General features: G+C 39.1%; 18 protein-coding genes and 1 tRNA gene. 9 read left to right on the plus strand and 10 right to left on the minus strand.

Going from position 1 to position 19982, the window contains the following annotated elements:
- Positions 1-60: 60 nt before the first annotated feature.
- Positions 61-1107 carry an 8-amino-7-oxononanoate synthase gene (locus tag M2419_RS14985; protein WP_159729879.1) on the minus strand — a complete coding sequence of 349 codons (1047 nt, stop codon included), beginning with the start codon at positions 1105-1107 and terminating at the stop codon, positions 61-63.
- A 23-nt stretch (positions 1108-1130) separates the two neighbouring features.
- Positions 1131-2099 carry a D-2-hydroxyacid dehydrogenase family protein gene (locus M2419_RS14990; RefSeq protein WP_153847970.1) on the minus strand — a complete coding sequence of 323 codons (969 nt, stop codon included), beginning with the start codon at positions 2097-2099 and terminating at the stop codon, positions 1131-1133.
- Between the two features lie 272 nt (positions 2100-2371).
- On the opposite strand from M2419_RS14990, the gene M2419_RS14995 reads away from it, so the two are divergent.
- From M2419_RS14995 to M2419_RS15010, 4 genes are all read left to right on the plus strand, one after another.
- Positions 2372-4519 (plus strand): TonB-dependent receptor, encoded by a 2148-nt coding sequence (locus M2419_RS14995; protein WP_259255303.1) that lies wholly within the window; start codon positions 2372-2374, stop codon positions 4517-4519.
- 116 nt (positions 4520-4635) lie between these two features.
- On the plus strand, positions 4636-5250 hold the full coding sequence (locus M2419_RS15000) for a M48 family metallopeptidase (protein ID WP_153847968.1): 615 nt from the start codon (positions 4636-4638) through the stop codon (positions 5248-5250).
- A gap of 6 nt (positions 5251-5256) precedes the next feature.
- A complete protein-coding gene (locus tag M2419_RS15005; RefSeq protein ID WP_153847967.1) occupies positions 5257-6324 on the plus strand; it encodes a sensor histidine kinase in 1068 nt (355 codons plus the stop codon).
- Positions 6325-6451: 127 nt separating this feature from the next.
- A complete protein-coding gene (locus M2419_RS15010; protein ID WP_153847966.1) occupies positions 6452-7201 on the plus strand; it encodes a LytTR family DNA-binding domain-containing protein in 750 nt (249 codons plus the stop codon).
- 129 nt (positions 7202-7330) lie between these two features.
- On the opposite strand, the gene M2419_RS15015 is transcribed toward M2419_RS15010, so the two are convergent.
- From M2419_RS15015 to M2419_RS15035, 5 genes are all read right to left on the minus strand, one after another.
- The gene (locus tag M2419_RS15015; RefSeq protein WP_182330587.1) at positions 7331-7798 is read right to left on the minus strand and encodes a hypothetical protein; all 468 of its coding nucleotides are present in this window, start codon (positions 7796-7798) and stop codon (positions 7331-7333) included.
- Positions 7799-7805: 7 nt separating this feature from the next.
- Complete coding sequence (locus tag M2419_RS15020) at positions 7806-8282, minus strand: hypothetical protein (RefSeq protein WP_153847964.1); 477 nt, start codon at positions 8280-8282, stop codon at positions 7806-7808.
- A 132-nt stretch (positions 8283-8414) separates the two neighbouring features.
- On the minus strand, positions 8415-9545 hold the full coding sequence (locus M2419_RS15025) for an SH3 domain-containing protein (RefSeq protein ID WP_153847963.1): 1131 nt from the start codon (positions 9543-9545) through the stop codon (positions 8415-8417).
- A 190-nt stretch (positions 9546-9735) separates the two neighbouring features.
- Complete coding sequence (locus M2419_RS15030; protein ID WP_259255304.1) at positions 9736-10518, minus strand: CPBP family intramembrane glutamic endopeptidase; 783 nt, start codon at positions 10516-10518, stop codon at positions 9736-9738.
- Positions 10519-10611: 93 nt separating this feature from the next.
- Positions 10612-11475: a LytTR family DNA-binding domain-containing protein gene (locus M2419_RS15035; RefSeq protein WP_259255305.1), complete on the minus strand. Its 864-nt coding sequence runs from the start codon at positions 11473-11475 to the stop codon at positions 10612-10614.
- Between the two features lie 211 nt (positions 11476-11686).
- On the opposite strand from M2419_RS15035, the gene M2419_RS15040 reads away from it, so the two are divergent.
- The 5 genes from M2419_RS15040 to M2419_RS15060 all read left to right on the plus strand — a co-directional run bounded on the left by M2419_RS15040 (position 11687) and on the right by M2419_RS15060 (position 18162).
- Positions 11687-13021, plus strand: coding sequence for an amidohydrolase family protein (locus tag M2419_RS15040; RefSeq protein ID WP_153847960.1), 1335 nt, complete (start codon positions 11687-11689; stop codon positions 13019-13021).
- Between the two features lie 239 nt (positions 13022-13260).
- Complete coding sequence (locus M2419_RS15045; protein ID WP_070562848.1) at positions 13261-14070, plus strand: hypothetical protein; 810 nt, start codon at positions 13261-13263, stop codon at positions 14068-14070.
- Positions 14070-14834, plus strand: coding sequence for a methyltransferase domain-containing protein (locus M2419_RS15050; protein WP_153847958.1), 765 nt, complete (start codon positions 14070-14072; stop codon positions 14832-14834). Before M2419_RS15045 ends, M2419_RS15050 begins: the two co-directional genes overlap by 1 nt.
- Positions 14835-14843: 9 nt before the next feature.
- Complete coding sequence (locus M2419_RS15055) at positions 14844-16994, plus strand: 7TM diverse intracellular signaling domain-containing protein (RefSeq protein WP_259255306.1); 2151 nt, start codon at positions 14844-14846, stop codon at positions 16992-16994.
- An 82-nt stretch (positions 16995-17076) separates the two neighbouring features.
- Positions 17077-18162, plus strand: coding sequence for a hybrid sensor histidine kinase/response regulator (locus tag M2419_RS15060; RefSeq protein WP_153847956.1), 1086 nt, complete (start codon positions 17077-17079; stop codon positions 18160-18162).
- A 100-nt stretch (positions 18163-18262) separates the two neighbouring features.
- On the opposite strand, the gene M2419_RS15065 is transcribed toward M2419_RS15060, so the two are convergent.
- From M2419_RS15065 to M2419_RS15075, 3 genes are all read right to left on the minus strand, one after another.
- Positions 18263-18727 (minus strand): response regulator, encoded by a 465-nt coding sequence (locus M2419_RS15065; protein WP_046673283.1) that lies wholly within the window; start codon positions 18725-18727, stop codon positions 18263-18265.
- 250 nt (positions 18728-18977) lie between these two features.
- Positions 18978-19050, minus strand: a tRNA-Lys gene (locus tag M2419_RS15070).
- Between the two features lie 134 nt (positions 19051-19184).
- Positions 19185-19946, minus strand: a complete 762-nt coding sequence (locus M2419_RS15075; protein WP_159729924.1) for a hypothetical protein — start codon at positions 19944-19946, stop codon at positions 19185-19187.
- Between the last annotated feature and the right edge of the window lie 36 nt (positions 19947-19982).

The following is a 19982-nucleotide window of genomic DNA, read 5'->3' on the forward strand; positions in this document are numbered from 1 at the left end:
CAAAAATAAAAACAATTATCTAATTTACAAGATGTTGACTTATTAGTTGTCATATAAAAATCAATATATGCCAATTGCATGACTTAGCTGATCCAAATCTGCCTTGGTATGGTGTGCGTTTACCACAATTCGATTTAATAGGGGATCTGTAGCGAGGGGATAAGGAAAACTTGAAACCAGTATTCCAGCATTCATCAGCCTCGCATAAAGGCCCGTATCCTTTGAAGAAAAGACCGGAAAATTAGCAACAGCGTTTAATCCAGATCCCATATGTGTTTTGAAGGAATCAATATTATACCGCAGCTTTTCGAATTGCTGTAGATAGATCTGCTCTCCATGAACAAATGCATATAAGCTCGCTGGTGAACTTGGGGAAGCCCCTGTATAAAAGTTTGATCGCTTGAGATACTTGATCCGTTCCCCATCGGCCAAAATCAATCCTGCATCTGTTGCCAGGCCTTTTGCCAAGGATGCGACGACGATCAGTTCAATATTAGTTTGTTGAACACTACTTTTATCCAATGAAATGCTATTCTTGCGCAAAACTCCTATTCCGTGAGAATCGTCCAAGAGCAGTATAATCTTTTTGTCCGGATCAATACGATTGAAAACAGTGAAATCGTACAATTCTGGCCGCATATTGTCCAAGCTGTTGCTAACGATGATAAATGATGTTTGGGCTGAATGATTGATATACTCGATCGTTGCATTGGCCCACGCAACAAAATGCCCAGTTGCGACGGGCTTCTTATCTAGCCATAAAGAAGGGTGACAAGCGGGAGCATACAATACTTCTCCTTCGGTCGCCAAGGTTCTTACAAGAAATTGCGTTGCCAAATACCCACTTGAGAGCAACAGGCTTGCTTCAAAACCAAAACGCTTTGCTGCATATTCTTCGGCTTGATCAAATATGGCCTGTTGCACATTATTATTTCGTGAAGTGCCGTTGTTGATACCATACCGCTGTATACCTTCTATAAAAATAGAAGCATATGCTTGATCTGTTGCCAGCCCTAGATAGGAAGTTCCACCAAAAAAAAGATATTCCTTACCGCCGACCACAATAACGCGACCTGTTGGTTGTTCTAAATGCGTAAAATTATTCATCTATGTATAGCCGATTCATTTAATTAGCGGGTCAATACTTCGGGGTTAGCGATATGCTGTGGATCGCCCCCGGAAAAGGCTACAATATTCTCAAAAGCAAGTCTAAATAATTGTTCGTAACCATTTCTCTCCACATAGCCAATATGTGGCGTACAAAGCACATTTGGCAGCTGCAATAACGGATAGTTAGGATCAAAGATTGGTTCAGACTCATAGACATCTACCGCAGCCATCCCTGGAACACCTGTCTCGAGCGCGGTCAATAGTGCCCCCTCTTCAACCAACTCAGCACGAGAGGTGTTGACAAAAAGAGCTGTCGGCTTCATAGACCGGAGATCTTCGAGCTTTACGATACCTCGCGTCTCAGGCACTAACCTAAGATGTAGAGTAACAACATCTGAAAAATGAAAAAAATCGGATTTACTGGCAGCAGCTAAAAAGCCGTCTCTTACAGCTTCCTCTCGGGAATTTTCGCTTCCCCAAACAATTACTTGTGCACCAAAAGCCTTTGCATATTGCGCTATTCGCTTCCCTATTTTTCCATAGCTCCATATCCCTATTGTTTTCCCGGCGACACAATCTCCTATGTTCGTTTGCCATAGGCCTTTGTCCATATCTGAAAGAGCCTTAGGTAAACCACGGAGGGCATTCATGATCAAAAGCCAAGTCAATTCAGCTGGAGCAACAGGAGAGCCCATACTTTCAGCAACAGCCACATGGAAACGGCTACAAACAGCCAAATCCAAATGGTTTGAAATTTTGCCCGTCTGGCTAATTAACTTTAGCTTGGGAAGCTGAGACAACAGGTCTTCTGTAATTCGCGTCCGTTCTCTGATGAGCACTAACGCTTCCGCATCGCTCAATTTTTCGGCCAGTAAAGCCGGATCTGAATAGGACTGTTTCAATATTTGGACATCGTGACCATCAAGAATTTTGAAACAGTCCAACTTTCGGACAGCGTCTTGATAGTCATCTAAAATGGTTATTCGCATTTTTCTGACTTAATTTTAAACCCTTATTTTCAATATCAAACGAAAGTAAAATGACTTTTATATCCGCTATAAGTACGTCGCATATAAAAGCAATTTTTCGCATTCTCCACTTTCCATTGCGGAACTTATTTATGGAGGAAATTTTGTTTTTCGATATCAATTTACAGCATAAAGTTGGAATCCTGCAATTCGTCATGATATTTTGACATTCCATCCACTCTTTTTCGCAGGAACACTTACAGCCGCTGATATTTGAATAAAATTAAAGAAAAATGAAGCTGTTATTAACCTTACTATTTTTAAGTATTACCATCGTATCGGCGCAGTCCATCTTGAAAGGGAAAGTGCTGGGCAAAAACGGCAAACCTATATATTTAGCCAATGTTTATATTGAAGGCACCTATGATGGCGGCACCACCGATTCGCTTGGAAACTTCGTGTTTGAGACCAGTGAACAAGGTACTAAAATCATTAAAGCGTCTGTTGTGGGCCTCCCAACATATAACAGGTCTATCCAGCTACCCCAAAAAGAATTGCTGATTATTCAAATGCAAGAAAGTGAGAATCGCCTACAGGAAGTCACGATTCAGGCAGGGGTTCTACAAGCCAATAGCTCCGGAAAAAACACGGTAATGAGTCCATTGGATATTGTCACTACGGCAGGCAGCATGGGAAACATCATCAGCGCACTAGCAACATTGCCCGGAGCACAGGTTGGGGGAGAGAATGGACGTCTTATGGTCCACGGTGGAGATGCTTCCGAAACACAGACCTACATCAATGGAATCAGAGTAGCCCAACCCTACACCGCAACACCAAACGAAGTCCCTGTAAGGGGCAGGTTTTCACCCATGCTCTTTAAAGGCGTGAATTTCTCTACAGGCGGCTATTCTGCAGAATTTGGTAATGCGCTGTCCAGCATTCTAGCCCTAAACACCAAAAATGCCATAGAACAGTCCAAAACAGAGCTTTCGCTATCTTCCGTTGGATTAGGGTTAGGACATACCTTACAATGGGGCAAAAACTCCCTCACCTTCAACAGCAGTTATACAAACTTAAAACCCTATTCCAAAATTATTACACCAGATATAAAATGGACGAAACCCTATGAAAACGCTTCTGGAGAAATGATTTATCGCCATCAGTTTAAAGAAGGTTTTCTAAATATTTATGGGGCTTACAATTTCGAAGATATAGGACTTTACCAAGCGGACATCAATTATGAGCAACCTGTCCCATTGAAAAAGAAATCCAACAATGCCTACGCCAACATCAGCTACAGTCAGAATTTAGGAAACCGATGGACATTCCAGTCTGGTGTTGGCCTAGGCTACCTGACCGATAAGCTGCATTACGATGACGTTTACCTCCCTAATGAAGAAAAGAGTCTTCACTTAAAAGCAACGCTAAGCAAGATCTGGAACAATAAGATTAAAAGTATTGGAGGAATAGAATATTTCGACACGAATTATCAAGAAGAATATCACCGACAAACCCTTGGCTATAGCTATGGTTATCATAGCAAGATGACCGCTGTATTTACGGAAACTACCTTCGGCATCCTCCCGAACTTAATCGGGAAGATTGGCCTACGAGAAACTTCCTCCAATTTGCAGGCGAAGAGCACGTTAGAGCCGAGGGCTTCGCTGGGCTATGCGTTAAATAAATATACGCAGCTCTCACTTGCTTATGGGAACTTCCATCAGCAGGCGCCAACACCGCTGTTAAAGTATGCTCCGCAACTTGACTGGATGGAGGCAAATCATTATATCGCAAATTATTTCTATGCGCGTGGAGGGCACTTACTTCGCTTAGAAGCCTATCACAAAGAATATAACAATTTGGCAAAATACAATAGTATAACTCCAAAATATGACAGCCAATATGACAATAACGGAAGCGGTAAGGTCAAAGGCTTTGATTTATTTTATAAAAACAGCAGCAGCATCAAAAACCTCCAATACTGGATTTCATATTCCTATACGGACAGTAAGAGAAATGAAGCGAATTATCCGACGACAGTCACTCCCCCTTATGTTTACAAACACAGTTTCTATATCGTTGGAAAATACTGGCTATCAAGCCTACGTTCACAGCTCAGTTTGACAAATTCGTTTGTATCCGGCAGAAATTACAATGATCCCAACCAAACAGTATTCATGAATGGCCATACAAAAGGCTACAATAGTCTGTCTATGAGTTGGTCGTTTCTTTACAGCCAGCAAAAAATTATCCATTTCTCCGTCAGTAATGTTCTTGGCGCTAGCCCAATCTATGGGTATCAATATGCAGACCGACCAAATTCACAAGGAATCTACGACCGTAGACCGATTGTCCCTACGGCCAAACGCTTTGTATTTCTAGGCTATTTTTGGACAATCAGTAAAAATGAAAAAGACAATCAATTGGACAATCTATAATAAACATCAACTCATCATCGAAATACGTCGGTCCATCCAAAATTATTTCTGTTTGCAGAGAAGGATTACCAACTTCAATAACTTAGAAAAATATTTACTACTAAAAACGAAAGATCATGAAATCATTTATTATCGCCCTCATCTGCCTTATAAGTGGCAGCACATTTGCACAAAGCAATTTTGAAAAAAGTATGGGACAAGCCATGAGCCTATGGCAATCGGGTGAGACGCAGAAAGCGACCGCTCTTTTAGAACGTATTTCACAGGCAGAAAAGGACAATTGGATTCCTGCCTATTATCAGGCCATGGTACTGACAACAGCATCCTTCAGGGAGAAAAATAAAGAGACACAGGCAAAATATATACAGTCTGCAGAAGAAATACTAAACAATAGCGCCCAGGACAATAATTCAGAATGGCTTGTGCTGAGAGCGATGAACCAAACGGCCTTGATGATTACAGATCCAATGACAAAAGCCAAAGAGCTTTCACCTAAGATTATAGGGCTATATAAAAAAGCCATCACCCTTGCTCCAAACAATCCACGTGCGGTATTGGGACTAGCGGAATTCCAAATAAACTCAAAAAAATATTTCAACCAGGATACCAGCAAAGAATGTGAGGATGTCAAGAAAGCGCTATCTTTATTCGGTGAAGAGAAAATTACTACGCCATTTGCACCTTCATGGGGCAAAGATCGGGCAGAACAGTTGATAAAAGAATGCAAATAACACTTTGTGAAGAAAGCACCATTTAAAGCTATTATACAAGCACTACTCGCAAGTTTGGTCGTAACCATCTATTTTGTGGTTGTGGCCAAACTTGACCACAATGATGTCCCTTGGATATCCATCATCTTTCATCCTAATATGGTCAGAGGTTTACTATACGGATTTTTTCTCTTTCTAGGTCATAGCTATCTATCGAAATGGGTCGGGAACAAATACCCAAGCAGTAAAGATTTTGGAAAAAAGATGATTGTTTTTTACAGTGTCAGTTTCTTCTTGACCATACTGGTCGTTTTTATTGTCAATGCTTTTTTCTCCGGACTGTTTAACTCCGGTGTTACCCAAAATTTCCTGCAGCGTTTCCACCAATTTATTCACCAACAACGTGTTGCATATTATTTTCAAACTGCGATGATATCCTGGTGTATTTCGATGATTTTTTTTGGTTTCTATTTCTATAAAAGGTTCAAAGACTATCAAATCAAAGAATCTCATCAGGAAAAACAGCAAATAACAGCACAATTTGAGTCGCTCAAAAATCAACTCGATCCACATTTTTTGTTCAACAGCCTGAATGTATTGAATGGATTAATTGAAGAAAGCCCCAAAAAGGCCAGCATGTTTACCACGGATCTTTCTAAGATATATCGCTATGTATTGGAACAAAAAGACAAAAGCCTCGTTTCTTTACAGGATGAGCTCACTTTTTCAAAGGCCTATTTAAACCTCTTGAGTCTTCGCTTCGAAGCCGGTATACAGATCGATTTACAGATCAATGCGGAACAACATACTGGTTTTATATTACCCCTTTCCCTTCAATTACTGATCGAAAATGCAATCAAACACAATATTATTTCGGTCAAGAAGCCTCTTTTATTGAAGATTTATAGAAAAAATAATTACCTCTATGTTGAAAACACTCTTCAAAAGAAGAAAGTGCTCCATGATCATTCGGGAATCGGTCTGAAAAATATTCAGGAACGTTACGCTATACTGTCCAATCTATCTGTGCATCTTCAGGAAACTGATATTTTATTTTCTGTCGGACTGCCCATTATCAATGAAATAGTCTCTTAAAAGCAACCTGTTCTTAAATAAACATGCGAGGCCTAATAGCAGCAAAAAACAATAGCTAGGGCACAACGATGCTCAATAAATTAAACAATACAACGGTCTGATGATCGATAAGCATGCAAAAAAAGCAATGAAAATAGTAATTATAGAAGACGAACTCCCGTCGGCGAGATTGCTCCGAAGAAAACTTGAGGATCTTGGTTATACAGTATCTGCAGTACTGCAGACTGTGGAAGAATCTATCGAATGGTTTATGTCAAATACCGAACCTGACCTACTGTTCTTGGATATTCAGCTCGCCGATGGGATTTCATTTGACATCATTGAGCAGGTGAAGCCCAGTTCGGCCATTATTTTTACCACCGCATACGATGAATATATGTTGCGGGCATTTAAACAAAATAGCATCGATTACCTCCTGAAGCCAATTGAAGATGAAGAATTGGAAAACGCAATTGAAAAATTCCGCCAATTTAGGCAGCCAAAACCACAGTTCGATCTGGCACCTTTTGAAGCTTTATTTAGAAACACTGTCCAAACATATAAGGAACGCTTTACCATCAAAATAGGCCAAAACCTAAAAGTAGTGACCACCCAGCAAATTGAATGTATTTACAGTGAAAACAAAGGCACTTATGTTTATACCAATGAAAATGGGAACTATCTTTTGGACCAAACATTGGACGCCCTGATACCGCAATTGTCCCCTAAAGATTTTTTTAGGATCAACCGAAGCACTATAGTTCAATTTGATGCTATCAAAAATATTGCTGTACATTCTAATGCCCGGTTGAAAATATACCTTAAGCATTATGAATCGGATGAGCTCATTGTTTCACGGGAGAAAGTCACGGCTTTCAAAAACTGGCTTGACAATTAGTCTAGTCGTTCCTTAAAAGTGCTTTAGCACAATTACTTTGCAAGCGAAATAGACTATCATAAAAAATGATCCTGTCAAGTTTAGCTTTTTGGAAGGTAAACCAAGCGAAGGGGGATTCATGAATCTAAGCTACATATTGATTCGATAATTTAGCGGAATACTAAATCGCAGAGACACCGCGAACCCCTTTATCGGATTGTAATCTTTTTTTTCATTGATGGAAAATCCATAACCAAAGTCGATATCCACCAATGTGGCCAAACTCACTCCAACTTTGGGCGTAAAGGTATACGGAGTAAACTCTGCACGAACAAAGGGAGTTAAGACATATGTTTGAGGATAATACGTTACTGCAGCCTCAGGTATCACGGCAAACTTCCTTTGTGTCCAAGTAAAGTTGGCTGTGGCATCTGCTCGCAAAATATGATCTCCTATAAAAGGAAAAGCGAAATAAGCACCAGTTTTTATTATACTCCCTTTTTGAAACTGGTAGCTCAACGTCGGACCGATTAAGTGGTCTTGCGCTTTTAGGTTGCTAACTATAGCTAACAACACAACAAGTGACCCTAGGAGTTTATAAATTGTCTTACTGCGCATTTTTCAATTAATAAATATGAAAATTGAGCGGAATATTTACCCCTACTGAAATGGTAATTCCGTCAATCGGCTTAAAATTTTTCTTAGTATTGTAATCAAATCCATAACCTATTCCCAGATCCACAATAGAGAATAGACTGGCACCAACTTTTGGCGTTATGGTGTAAGGTGTTAACTCCGCTTTCAAAAAAGGAAAAACAACAAAATCATTTAGGTAGTAGGTAAAACCCAGCTCTGGAATAACAGTCGTTTTACCTTCCATCCAGCTGAAATTGGCTCCGGCATCAATTTTCATATATTGAAAATCATTAGGTGCAAATAAGCCCCAGCCCGAAACTTTCAGAAAATTACCACTTTGATACTGATACCCTACTGAAGGACCCCAAATCCATCTATTATGCTGTTTCCATGGCTTATCTTGTGCCATAGACAAGGTGGAAAAGAGAAGAAGGATAGTAAATAACGATAATATTCTTAGTTTCATCCAGCTAAATTACAAACTATAATCTATTTTATGGAATACAACAGGTGCATGCCAGAATAGTTTTACTTAAAACAGAAAAACAATAAATATATACACCTGCAGTAAACCAATAAAAGTATGGTTTGTGCCTGTTTAATGGGGTAATATCTTAATTCTGATAAACTGTGATCTTTCGTTCAGCGATCCTTCTTCACCCCAGTAACCGTCTACATGGTTGGCAGCAGTATAGATACAACCGTCCTTGCCCCAGAACATTAACTCTTCTTTCCAGGTTGGCATCCACTCTTTAAAACTAATAAAAAGCATCGGTGTCACCTTTCCTTGTTTCACGTGGAAGAGCTGCAGGTCGCCCGTCGATTCATAGGGGTCGGCGTGTAAGGTCATCAGGTAATTTTTATCGGCAGAGAAGAATGGATAATCCCCACATTCCACAATAAGATGACCATCCTGTTTATCAAAAAGCCGCACATCAGCACTTTCCCAATAATTCCCATCAACAGCAAAAGCATTTAAAAAATCGTAATGCCCTTTATAAGAATAGCTGGCTTCTAATTCATTATCGATATCCTTATCCTTAAATGTTAGCTTTTTCCCATTTGTCAACGGCAATTCCAAGATCTTTCCATTTTTCGGATAAGACAGAGTATCCTTGATCAAGTAGTTTTTAGCCGTATTCCGAGCGGCTAAGAACGTTTGCTCATCAATCAACTCTAGCTGGAGATACTTATCTAAAGAATGTCCATTTTCGTAATGCATTTCTTTACCATTTATCGTCAATGAAACGATTGAATTTAAATCTTTGGGAGAGATTGTAATTTTATCTTGTTTCCCCAGCTTGGACTTCGCTACATAGACCTTTTCCCATCGCGTTACATCACCTTTTTCGCCATTGTTCCCGCTATAATCGCGCTGGATACGATCCATTACGGCAATCCATTCTCCTTCTTCACCGATCACATCGAGCTTGGTACCATAGGGATATCTTCCTAATAGCGAGGCAGCCTTATCCGCGCCTTGTCTAAGCTCGGCTCCAGCTCGATCAACAACATAGGTATTTTTTAAAACCTTCGTCTTGTCAAAGTCAATTGGCAAAGGAGGAAATTTAGCAGCAGCCATCGTATCCTTCACAGCGACTGTTTTAAGTTCAGCAGAATCCTTTAAATCCGCACCTTTGACTTTTGTATTGTGTCCACAGCTCAAAATTCCCATGGATAACGTCGTTCCTAGAAATAAAGATAGGAGTGAAAATAGCTGTCTATTCATAAAGGTCAAGGTAGCGATTCCCATGCCAAAAAAAAATACTGGTTTTCAGGGGTTCTTCGAGAGCCAATGCTATTATCAAAAGGTTCATAGTTTTGGCAACCTAAAATCTAACGCTCATTCCAAATATGGACGAGATCATTTGAAGAACATATCTACAGCTATGAAGGTTCATTAAAAAAACTCCGGATTTTTAATCTTTTAGCCACAAATTTTTCCTTTCAATTTGTAGACCGCCATTTGACTTCCTTGAATGGACAATGGTCATTATGATTGCTACAATGATGGTCAAGAAGCGGAAAAAATTGCTCCATCCATTTCCCGCAGCATTGTCCGAAACATCAAAAATCATCCAAGCCGAATTCATCAAAACATGAAGTGTTACTGGTATCCAAAGGTTAAACTTCCACTCAGCATACAACCACGAAAATAGGATAGAGCCGAAGAAAGTCATACCGAAAATCAGGACCAATTCTCCCAAATCCTGACTCTGATAAAGATGTAGTAAAGCAAACAGGAGTGATGTAGCTAAAATGGATGGAATAAAACCTAGTCGGGTATAGCGAAAAACTAAACCAAAAAAATAGGCACGAAAGATCATTTCTTCAAAGAATCCTGATGACACACTATTTATTAATAGCGCGTTTGGATCTATTTTCCGATTTAAGGTAAAAACAAAGGCATAACCCAAGAACATCGGTAAGGTAGCTATTATTCCAAAAGAAAGCCCCAGTAAAAAATTACCTTTCAACCCAAATTTTTCCAAGAATTCATTCTGCCCTTTCGGTTTAAGCAGCATTGCCCCAAAAAGCAACGGTACAAGGCTAATTGAATACGTCAGCACATGCCCCAAAAATCTACTTTGGACATACTTGATTATCATGGATTGAAGGATCGCAAAAAACAAATAATCGAGGATAAAATATATTCCGAAGAAGAGAAATAATACCAGCAGGTTTAAACTTTTTGTGTTCATCTTTTTTTGAACAAAATTATGCTACCCAAGACGAGTATACAAAGTTATGTGGCGTATGGCAAGATTTAGGGACGATTGACCATAACGTGGTGGTCAGTCCGACAAATAGGGTCTAACTGATTCTATAGCAGACCTCGAAATAACAGCACAATCTTCAGTATCTGCAAAACGTAACAAAAAACCTTGGGCATTCCCTTCCCTTACAAGGATTTTTTCAAAATTGACAAGAAAGGACCGATGACATCGGTGAATAGACATTGTATTCAACAGTTCAGATAAGCGGCTCAACGTAATTCGTACCATCCGCTTCTTTACCATACCATCCTTCCTAAAGTAGATCATGCAATAATTATCCATTGATTTTGCAAAAATAAAATCGCTTGGCAGCAACTTTAACAGTTGATTACCATTAGGAATATCGACCGGAGCCAAATGGCAGTCATTCGCTTGGCTCAATATCATAGCTGGCTTTATTGAAAGACTTTCCATCGACGAGTTATTCTTTTCATGATTCGAATGACGCTTATCAACTCGAAGCAAAAAATAAATCGCTGCAATAGGGCTGTAAAGTGAAAACGTATAACATACAATATAGGGTAGGTTATTCCACTGCAAAGGCGCCTGATTGATGAACCAACCATGATAGACGAAATTTAAAAAACTTGATAATAGGAACACAAGAAAAATACGAAATAGTTCTATCGCAACTGTTCCCCTTTTTTTACGCAAGACGATAGAAATTAAGGCATATGCAATGGATAAAATCGCCCCGTATCCGGATAACAAGCTAAATTTATAGACATTCTCAAAATTATACGTTCCAAATGGCTGAAAAACCAGTAGGAATACATAAGCTGATAAGCCGAGTAAGAGGGCATAGGTGAGCAGCTCTCTTATGGAGACAATCTTGGGAATTACGATATTTAAATAATTTATAATAGATTTTTTATATATCATGATTGGATAAATTTAGCATTTTTCTTGTGATTAACAGCGTACATTACACAAAGACTTCTTCAAAAAAGGCTGGCAGAGCCAAAATTTATAATGAAAAATTTGAAATATATTGAATTTATAATTTAACTTAGAAGATATTTTTTCAAGCACATTAGTCAGCTTGAATTAAAATTGATTTGTCATATTATATTTTAACGTAATTCTCCAAGCTATGCGTTTAGGTCAACTACTTACTTTATTTCTTTGTTCGGCTTTTGTACATGTTATCCAAGCACAGGAAAGCCAAGTTTTAATAGAAAATGTCAAACTGCTCGACTATACAACTCAAACGTTAACTCCACCAAAACATGTTTTAATAAACGGGAACACAATTCAGACCATCAGTACATCCCCTATTGCCGCACAAGGAAAGAATATCGTCAGAATTGACGCTAAAGGCAAAACACTGATACCTGGATTGATTGATGTGCATGTCCATTTGGTATTTGGAGCTTTGACAATGCCTCAAATGATGACAAATGAACTATCCGAGGAATTCTTGATCAACACGGTGGGGCTCTCGGCTCAACAAATGCTAATGCGGGGTTTTACAAGCGTACGAGATGTTGGTGGCCCCATATTTCCGTTAAAAGCAGCGATCGACAAGGGCAAGATTTTAGGGCCTAGAATCTGGCCTTCTGGTGCCGTTGTAAGCCAAACCGCAGGCCACGGAGATTTTCGGACACCGGAGGAAAAATCGCGTCGTTTTTTCGGCGTTGTCTCTCGTGCGGAGCGATATGGAGCAACCTTCATCGCCGACGGTCGTGATGAGGTCCTGACTGCAGTAAGAGAGAATCTAAGATTCGGGGCAAGTCAAATTAAACTCATGGCGGGTGGAGGAACTTCCTCAGCATATGATCCTGTGGACGTCACCCAATATACACTAGACGAAATGAAAGCAGCAGTAGAAGCAGCCGAAGATTGGGGAACTTATGTCACTGTACATGCATATACGCCAAGAGCAATTCGAAGAGCAATCGAAGCTGGCGTAAAATGTATAGAGCATGGACAATTGCTCGATGAAGAAACTTTACAGCTAATTGCAAAAAAAAATATCTGGCTTAGTTTACAGAATCTTGTGGAAGATACACCCGATATGGATCCGCAACGAAGAATCAAGCGTAAGCCTGTCATTGAAGGTCAGGAAAAAGTATGGCCTATGGCTAAGAAATATGGGGTAAAACTAGCTTGGGGTACAGATTTCCTTTTTGAACCGGACCTGAATAAATTGCAGAATACTTTTATTTTGCGACTTCAAAAGTGGTTTACAAATGTCGAAATCATTAAAATGATTACCCAAGACAATGGCGAGCTTCTGCAGCTTTCGGGATTAAGAAGTCCTTATCCTGGCAAGCTGGGAATAGTAGAAGAAGGAGCTTTGGCAGATCTAATCCTTGTAGACGGAGATCCTCTTAAGAATTTAAAACTATTGGCAGATCCTGAAAAAAACTTTCTGTTGATCATGAAAGACGGTCAGATTCATAAAAATAGCCTCCAGAAACGTTAATATTTCCAAGGTCAAATTTATTGTATATCGAAAATACAGCATATTAAGATGATAAAATGTATTTTCGATGACATCAGTTAAAAGGGGCTATTTGGGCCCTTAAAGGTGATAAAGGAATCAAACAATTTTTACCATCACTAGGTGCAGGCGGTTGCATTACGGTATAATTTATTTGAAGAGTAAACACCTTTGCATTTAATTGATTAGTTTTGCGTTTAAACGATAAATCAAAGCATTCGGTGGCATTATTATTCAACGACGGGCGTCCTGTAGTAAGACTAAGAGCATTTCGGGCTATCGACGATCCCCAAACCTGTGAACGTTTCATAGAAGGACACGCGCACGTGTTAACTGCTATAGGCGTAAAGAAAGTAACTTCTTCCAAAAATGACTGGATGTACAATCCCGCATCATTCGTACTGATCGTAGAATCCCTTGATGGCGATAAAGTCTATGGTGGAGTACGTATACACGTATCGGGAGGGAGCGAACCACTTCCCATTGAACAGGCCACGGGAGCGATGGATGCTAAAATCTTAGACCTTGTTTATGATTATGCGCAACAGGGGACAGGTGAAGGTTGTGGCCTTTGGAACTCCAGGGAGATTGCTGGATATGGCATTGGCAGCATATTTTTGACGAGAGCTGGTGCCGCCATCAGTACACAGGTTGGCATTAAATCACTCTTTGCTTTATGTGCTCCTTACACGGTGAAATTAGCAGAAAGTGTTGGCTACCGCATTGATACAAGTGTTGGAAATAATGGCACATTCTATTATCCGAAGCTGGATCTATTGGCTACCGTAATGATTATGCGCAATCTAGACACCTTGACCGAAGCCGACCAAGAAAACAAAGATGCAATTTTGTCGCTTCGTAATAATTCCAATATTGTCCGCATAGAAACTTTACGGAATAAGGAGATTGAAATTCATTATCAAATCGATATTCCAAATCTCAATCAATGGGATTTAAATGAAATTATTAAAAATCTGAAACATACATCATTAGATCATAAACCAGATGATCGTAATTTAAATATCTTATAATGGACACTAAACATTATGGTGCCGGCTATTTAATGGATACCGGTGATTTTCTTAAACAATTAAAAATACATTCATATACTCCTTTTAATACGATTAAAGAGGGGGTTGTCGTCGATCTTGGCTGTGGAACTGGAATGGATGCCATCAATTTGGCTAATATGCTGGGCCATAATGTACTTGTTGTTGGATTGGATCATGATAAGGCCTTAATCGAGCATGCCAAAACAAGCAGTGCAGAGGTAAAGAACGTCGACTTTGTTCAGGGTGAAGTTTATCAACTTAGCTTTACAGATAATTCCATTTCTGGCATTAGAATGGAACGCGTTGTACAACATCTGCTGGAAGCACCAAAAATGTTTGCTGAGGTTCACCGTGTTTTGCGTGAAGGTCAACCCTTAGTGATCGTTGAGACGATTTGGAATAGCCTGACGTTTTACAGTAAGCATGTTGACATTGAGGCTAAGATATGCCATTATTTGACCGAAGAAAAAGTCAACAATGGCTGGGCTGGGAATAAATTAACTTCGGACTTATTGTCTCAAGGCTTTAAACAAGTACAATTGCAAACATTCTGTATGGTAGCCCGTTCGAAAGAAGAGGCCAACCGCTATCTTTTCTTAGATAAAATTCTTTTGGAAATGGTCGAAAAAGAGAAGTTAAGTACAGCTGAAATGGAGGAATTTCAAAACACATTGGATCAAGCTGATGAAGCGGGTTGTTTCCTTGTTTCTATGAATTTAGTTATTGCCGAAGCAAAAAAATAGCATATAGTGATGAAATGCTGGCTTAACTTGATCTTCTTATTTATTTTTACGTGCAGTTCAACTTGTTTTGGAGAGGTTATTATCGATAAACCGACACAGCGTGTATTGATCGGATATGGCCTGGAGCGTTATACCGGGAAAGGAGAGCCTAACTTTGCAGATACTTCAGCTTCCTCCTTTCAATCGTTAGAAAGCAAGGTCCCCAATTTGGGCATATCACCCGCTGACATCTGGTTTCGATTACCCGTGACAAACAAGGGCAAAGAAAAGCTTGAACTCTTGCTCGAAATTGCCTACCCTCTCTTGGATGAGGTCGAACTTTTTGTACCGTCATCAAACGGGCATTATAACTCGATCAAGTTGGGCGAGCATCAATCTTTTTCGGCTAGAAAATATAAGGTCCCTAATTATGCATTCGATATCCAATTACCTGGAAATGAGAAGACCATCTTTTTTCTTCGCATAAAAAGTACGGAACAGATTATTCTCCCGATCTATTTAAGTAACGAGCGCAGTTTCTTAAAAGAGATGAATGACGACAGTTTGTTAAGCGGCATCTATATTGGTATTGTCTGTATTATGGCGATATACAATTTATTCCTGTTTTTTTCTGTTCGTGAAAGGGGCTATCTGTACTATGTCCTTTATGTCCTTTGTGCAGGAATAACACAAATGGGTATTAAAGGTTACAGTTTTCAATATTTGTGGCCAAATTGGATTTATTTTGCAACAAAGGGTCCTATTATCTTTGGATGTTTATCAGGCCTATGCGCCCTGCTTTTTGCAGATTCATTTCTTCAATTACCGAAAAATGCTCCTCGGTCAAGACGTGTGATTACTGTTTTTATCATCCTTTTTGTCATTGGCAGCCTTCTTACACTGCTCAACCTGACACAACCAGCGTTCATGGTTATGCAGCTAACAACAGGGGCTGGGTCTTTATTTGTCCTTTACTTATCCTATCGTGTGATGATAAATGGTTATAAACCGGCTAAATATTTTGTTTACGGTTGGACAATTTTATTATTAGGTTCTGTCGTGTTTTTACTGAAAGACTATGGCATCTTAAAATATAACGATTTTACGAGCAATGCTGTACAAATTGCATCTGTTGTGGAGATGGCCTTATTGTCCTTCGGTCTAGCCTATAGTATCAATATTTTAAAAGAAGAAAAAGAAGCATCACAAATCAGGGAATTAGCAATCTCGTTAGAAAACGAGAAGTTAATACGTGAACAAAATATTGTATTGGAACAAAAAGTAGATGAGCGGACACGTGAATTAACAGAATCTAATGAGTCTCTACAAACCACTCTTACTCACTTAAAGGAAACGCAATCTCAACTTGTCGAAGCCGAGAAGATGGCCTCCCTTGGTCAATTGACTGCTGGGGTTGCTCATGAGATCAACAACCCAATCAACTTTGTTACGTCTAATGTCGCTCCGTTAAAACGTGATATTAAGATGATCTGGGAAACGCTGGAGGAAGTAGAGCGTATCGCTTTTAAAGAAGGGATATCCGATACTGAAAAGCAATCTCAGATCAAAAAATTCAAAAATGATCAGGATATCGATTATCTGAAAACAGAGGTAGATTTTCTATTAAAGGGAATGCATGATGGGGCCCATCGGACTGCCGAAATAGTAAAGAGTTTGCGGATCTTCTCGCGAGTAGACGAGGATACATTAAAATTTGCCGATTTAAATGAGGGGCTGGAGTCAACAATGGTTATCCTCAATAGTTTATTAAATAACACGATTGAAGTTGATAAGATCTATGGCGATATGCCAAAGGTCGAATGTCATGCAGGAAAACTTAATCAAGTCTTTTTGAATATCGTGACAAATGCTATTTACGCCGTAAATAAAAAGTTTAATCACGATGTTGGTGGTAAAATATGTATTGAGACCGGAGTTAAAGAGGATAATACAGCTGTGTTTATCAAAATCGCAGACAATGGTATCGGTATTCCAAAAGAAATCCATGAACGGATATTTGAACCATTTTTTACAACGAAAGACGTTGGCGAAGGTACTGGTTTGGGAATGTCCATTGCCTATAATACCATTGCGAAACATCATGGGAAGATTATTGTAGATTCAGAAGTGGGACAGGGCACAAGTTTTACACTCCTCATTCCAATTCAACAAAACAATTAATACCGCTATAAACTGAAAATAGTTCAATTAACTATTATTTTTTCATATCTTTTGTAAGGGAATAAAACCATATAATAAAATTATGCAGAGGGAGCTTGAAATATTATATATCGATGACGAAGTAAACAATTTGGTTAGCTTTAAAGCGAACTTTAGATACGATTACGCTATCCATACAGCATCCAATACGAGTGAGGCCGAAACGATCCTTCATGCTCATCCTGATATCCGTATTATCTTCTGTGACCAACGTATGCCGGATGAGATGGGCATCGATTTTTTGCACCGCATTAAAAAAGATTTTCCAAAACCAATCCGTATTCTTTTAACGGCTTATGCCAATATGGAAACTGTAATTGATGCAGTTAACAAGGGCCATATTTTTAGGTTTGTCCGAAAACCCTGGATGAATGAAGAAATCGTTTCCGCTATAGAAGAAGCAAATAAATTTTATGTTGCAAACTCTATGCTAGAAGTTAAGAATCAAGAGCTGCAAAAAGCTTATGATGAATTAGATAAATTCGCATATAGTGTTAGTCATGATCTTCGTGATCCATTGACAGGGGTTCTTTCTGCGGTGAAACTTGGGTTAGAATTTGACAGCATAGATCGTATTCATGAGTTGTTATCACTAATGGATAGTTCATTGGTCAGCTTAGATGCTTATATTGACAGTCTGCGAGACTATTATCTCTTACGAAGAGGCGAGCTTATGTTGTCAGCCATAAATTTCGAAGAGCTCTTTGACAATATACGTCAGTTTTACAGTATGTACACGCAAAATAAAGATGTTGCTTTTGAAATTTCAGTGGATCAAAAAGAGATCTTTAGCGGCGATAAAGCACTTCTAGAACTAATTTTGCATAATCTTCTTTCTAATGCGTTTAAATACCAACGTAAAGGGCAGGAAAACCAGTTCGTCAAACTCTCCGTATTCGTATCAGAACGTAAAGCTAAAATTATTGTGAGTGACAACGGAATAGGCATATCTCCAGAGTATGTTGAAGATATCTTTAAATTATTCTTTAGAGCAAGTGATCAAGCTAAGGGCATGGGATTTGGGCTGTATAATGTTCAGAACGCACTCTTAAAACTACAGGGAAAAATTGAAGTGCAATCACAGCCAAATCAGGGCACAACCTTTACAGTCATCATACCGAGCAAATAAGGCCGCTCACTTTCCGCAATCCTATGCAATTGTAGCGAAGAGTATCAGAAAGCAAACAGACATTTTAAATAAAAGTTGCCTTTCCTAAAATTATAATCTTTTAGGAAAGTAGCTTTTGTCGCAGCAGAAACTCCAACTGATCATTTGAAGTCTCAAGTTGAGAATTCGTCTCCACAATCTTTTGACGCTCAGCATAGACATCATAAGCGCGTTGAATCGTTTGATCGAGCTCCTCTTCACTCCACGGCTTATTGAGGTAATGAAAGATCTTTCCTTTATTGACAGCATCAACGACAGCCGCCATATCTGTATACCCTGTCAAAAGGATACGCATTGGGGCTGCATTGATCTTAATAATCTCCTCCAAAAACTCTACACCGGTCATTTCCGGCATCCGTTGATCAGTAATGATAATATGTATTTGGTTGTTTTTGACAATATCGATTGCATCGGCACCACTAATTGCCGTAAACACTTTATACTTTAGTCGAAATGTCGCTTTAAAAGAAAACAGATTGTTTTCTTCGTCGTCAACGTACAATATCGAAATCTTCTTGTCTTCCATAAGCTTATCGTCTGAAATACAAATTTACGTAATAAATTCGCTGAATTAATAACAGATTAAAGAGTTTTATGTTTTCCTAGCAGAAATAATACGCGATAGCTGATAGAAATAATGGATTAGTTATCCGAAAATTATAGCATCCGACGCCGGAAAAACGATTTAAAGTTAATATCTGCACAACGGTAATAATCCAACTTGCATTAGACACAAAAAAAGCCATCTTACATTTGTAAAACGGCTTTTTTGAAAGTGACCCCGCTGAGGCTCGAACTCAGGACCCACAGATTAAGAGTCTGTTGCTCTACCAACTGAGCTACGAAGTCATTCGATAATCCAAATGTAAGGTTCACCGTAGAAAAAGTCAAGTGGAAAAGAATATTTTTTTGACTTTTATGACATTCAAGCGAGATTTTTGGCAGCTGCCCGATAAAAAACAGACCAAAATAAGACAATTAAACTATTTATTCTTTCGCCCAATATTGCCTTGCGTCCCCACCACAGCGATCTTTCCCATAATCATTGGCTTAACTTCCATTTCTATTGGTTTATCCAGTTGCATTTTACTCCCTTTTTTGAATGGAATCACAACAGTTTTATAGCCAAGCATCTGTGCACGGAGCTCTTGATCTACTCGAAACAAAGATTGCGGTACCCAAAGTTGAAAATTTCCATTTTCATCCACTTTCGTACGATAATTTCCTAAGGATACTTCTGTGCCCACCATACTTACATCGTTTCCAGCACAAACAACTTTACCTTTTATGCTTACCTTAGTACTATCATGGCTTCCTTTTAACGCTGAATTATCATTTGTTGATGAGTTGCCCCGACCTTGCTTCTTTATCTGATCATTTTTCGTTTTTGTTTGGACAACGACAACTTCTCCAGTCAGTTTGTTTTGTGCTTGAGCAGTATGAAAACTCAAGGATCCAACCAATAGGAGGCCCGCAGCAATCCCTGTCCACCTTCCTTGCCAAATAGGGTTTTTAGAAAAAGAAATAGTAGCATCCAATTCGCGCATCAACTGATCTTCATAAAATCGGCCACATAACCCCCTACTGGCTTTTTTTATTTGATCCACAATTTCCTGATCATTCATCTGTGAAAAATCAACAACCATCTTCTCACATTGACCACAGAAACGGCCTTGTTCTTGTGGCGTCATCTTACCCCAATCTGCAGAGCAAGATTCTTTTACCTGTAATATAATCTTTTCCATATTGCTTTATATTTTGAGAAGGGATGCAGAAAAATC

Origin of the sequence: Sphingobacterium sp. BIGb0116 (genome assembly GCF_024808035.1) — a bacterium.
In the GTDB taxonomy this organism is placed as follows: domain Bacteria; phylum Bacteroidota; class Bacteroidia; order Sphingobacteriales; family Sphingobacteriaceae; genus Sphingobacterium; species Sphingobacterium paramultivorum.

Excerpts from the sequence above, each read along its gene's own strand:
- M2419_RS15065 (WP_046673283.1), bottom strand. The coding sequence starts at position 18,727 with ATGGAAGACAAGAAGATTTCGATATTGTACGTTGACGACGAAGAAAAC.
- M2419_RS15035 (WP_259255305.1), bottom strand. The coding sequence starts at position 11,475 with ATGATATATAAAAAATCTATTATAAATTATTTAAATATCGTAATTCCC.
- M2419_RS15000 (WP_153847968.1), top strand. The coding sequence starts at position 4,636 with ATGAAATCATTTATTATCGCCCTCATCTGCCTTATAAGTGGCAGCACA.
- M2419_RS14985 (WP_159729879.1), bottom strand. The coding sequence starts at position 1,107 with ATGAATAATTTTACGCATTTAGAACAACCAACAGGTCGCGTTATTGTG.
- M2419_RS15055 (WP_259255306.1), top strand. The coding sequence starts at position 14,844 with ATGAAATGCTGGCTTAACTTGATCTTCTTATTTATTTTTACGTGCAGT.
- M2419_RS15040 (WP_153847960.1), top strand. The coding sequence starts at position 11,687 with ATGCGTTTAGGTCAACTACTTACTTTATTTCTTTGTTCGGCTTTTGTA.
- M2419_RS15030 (WP_259255304.1), bottom strand. The coding sequence starts at position 10,518 with ATGAACACAAAAAGTTTAAACCTGCTGGTATTATTTCTCTTCTTCGGA.
- M2419_RS15025 (WP_153847963.1), bottom strand. The coding sequence starts at position 9,545 with ATGAATAGACAGCTATTTTCACTCCTATCTTTATTTCTAGGAACGACG.
- M2419_RS15075 (WP_159729924.1), bottom strand. The coding sequence starts at position 19,946 with ATGGAAAAGATTATATTACAGGTAAAAGAATCTTGCTCTGCAGATTGG.
- M2419_RS15010 (WP_153847966.1), top strand. The coding sequence starts at position 6,452 with ATGAAAATAGTAATTATAGAAGACGAACTCCCGTCGGCGAGATTGCTC.
- M2419_RS15020 (WP_153847964.1), bottom strand. The coding sequence starts at position 8,282 with ATGAAACTAAGAATATTATCGTTATTTACTATCCTTCTTCTCTTTTCC.
- M2419_RS14990 (WP_153847970.1), bottom strand. The coding sequence starts at position 2,099 with ATGCGAATAACCATTTTAGATGACTATCAAGACGCTGTCCGAAAGTTG.
- M2419_RS15060 (WP_153847956.1), top strand. The coding sequence starts at position 17,077 with ATGCAGAGGGAGCTTGAAATATTATATATCGATGACGAAGTAAACAAT.
- M2419_RS15050 (WP_153847958.1), top strand. The coding sequence starts at position 14,070 with ATGGACACTAAACATTATGGTGCCGGCTATTTAATGGATACCGGTGAT.
- M2419_RS14995 (WP_259255303.1), top strand. The coding sequence starts at position 2,372 with ATGAAGCTGTTATTAACCTTACTATTTTTAAGTATTACCATCGTATCG.
- M2419_RS15015 (WP_182330587.1), bottom strand. The coding sequence starts at position 7,798 with ATGCGCAGTAAGACAATTTATAAACTCCTAGGGTCACTTGTTGTGTTG.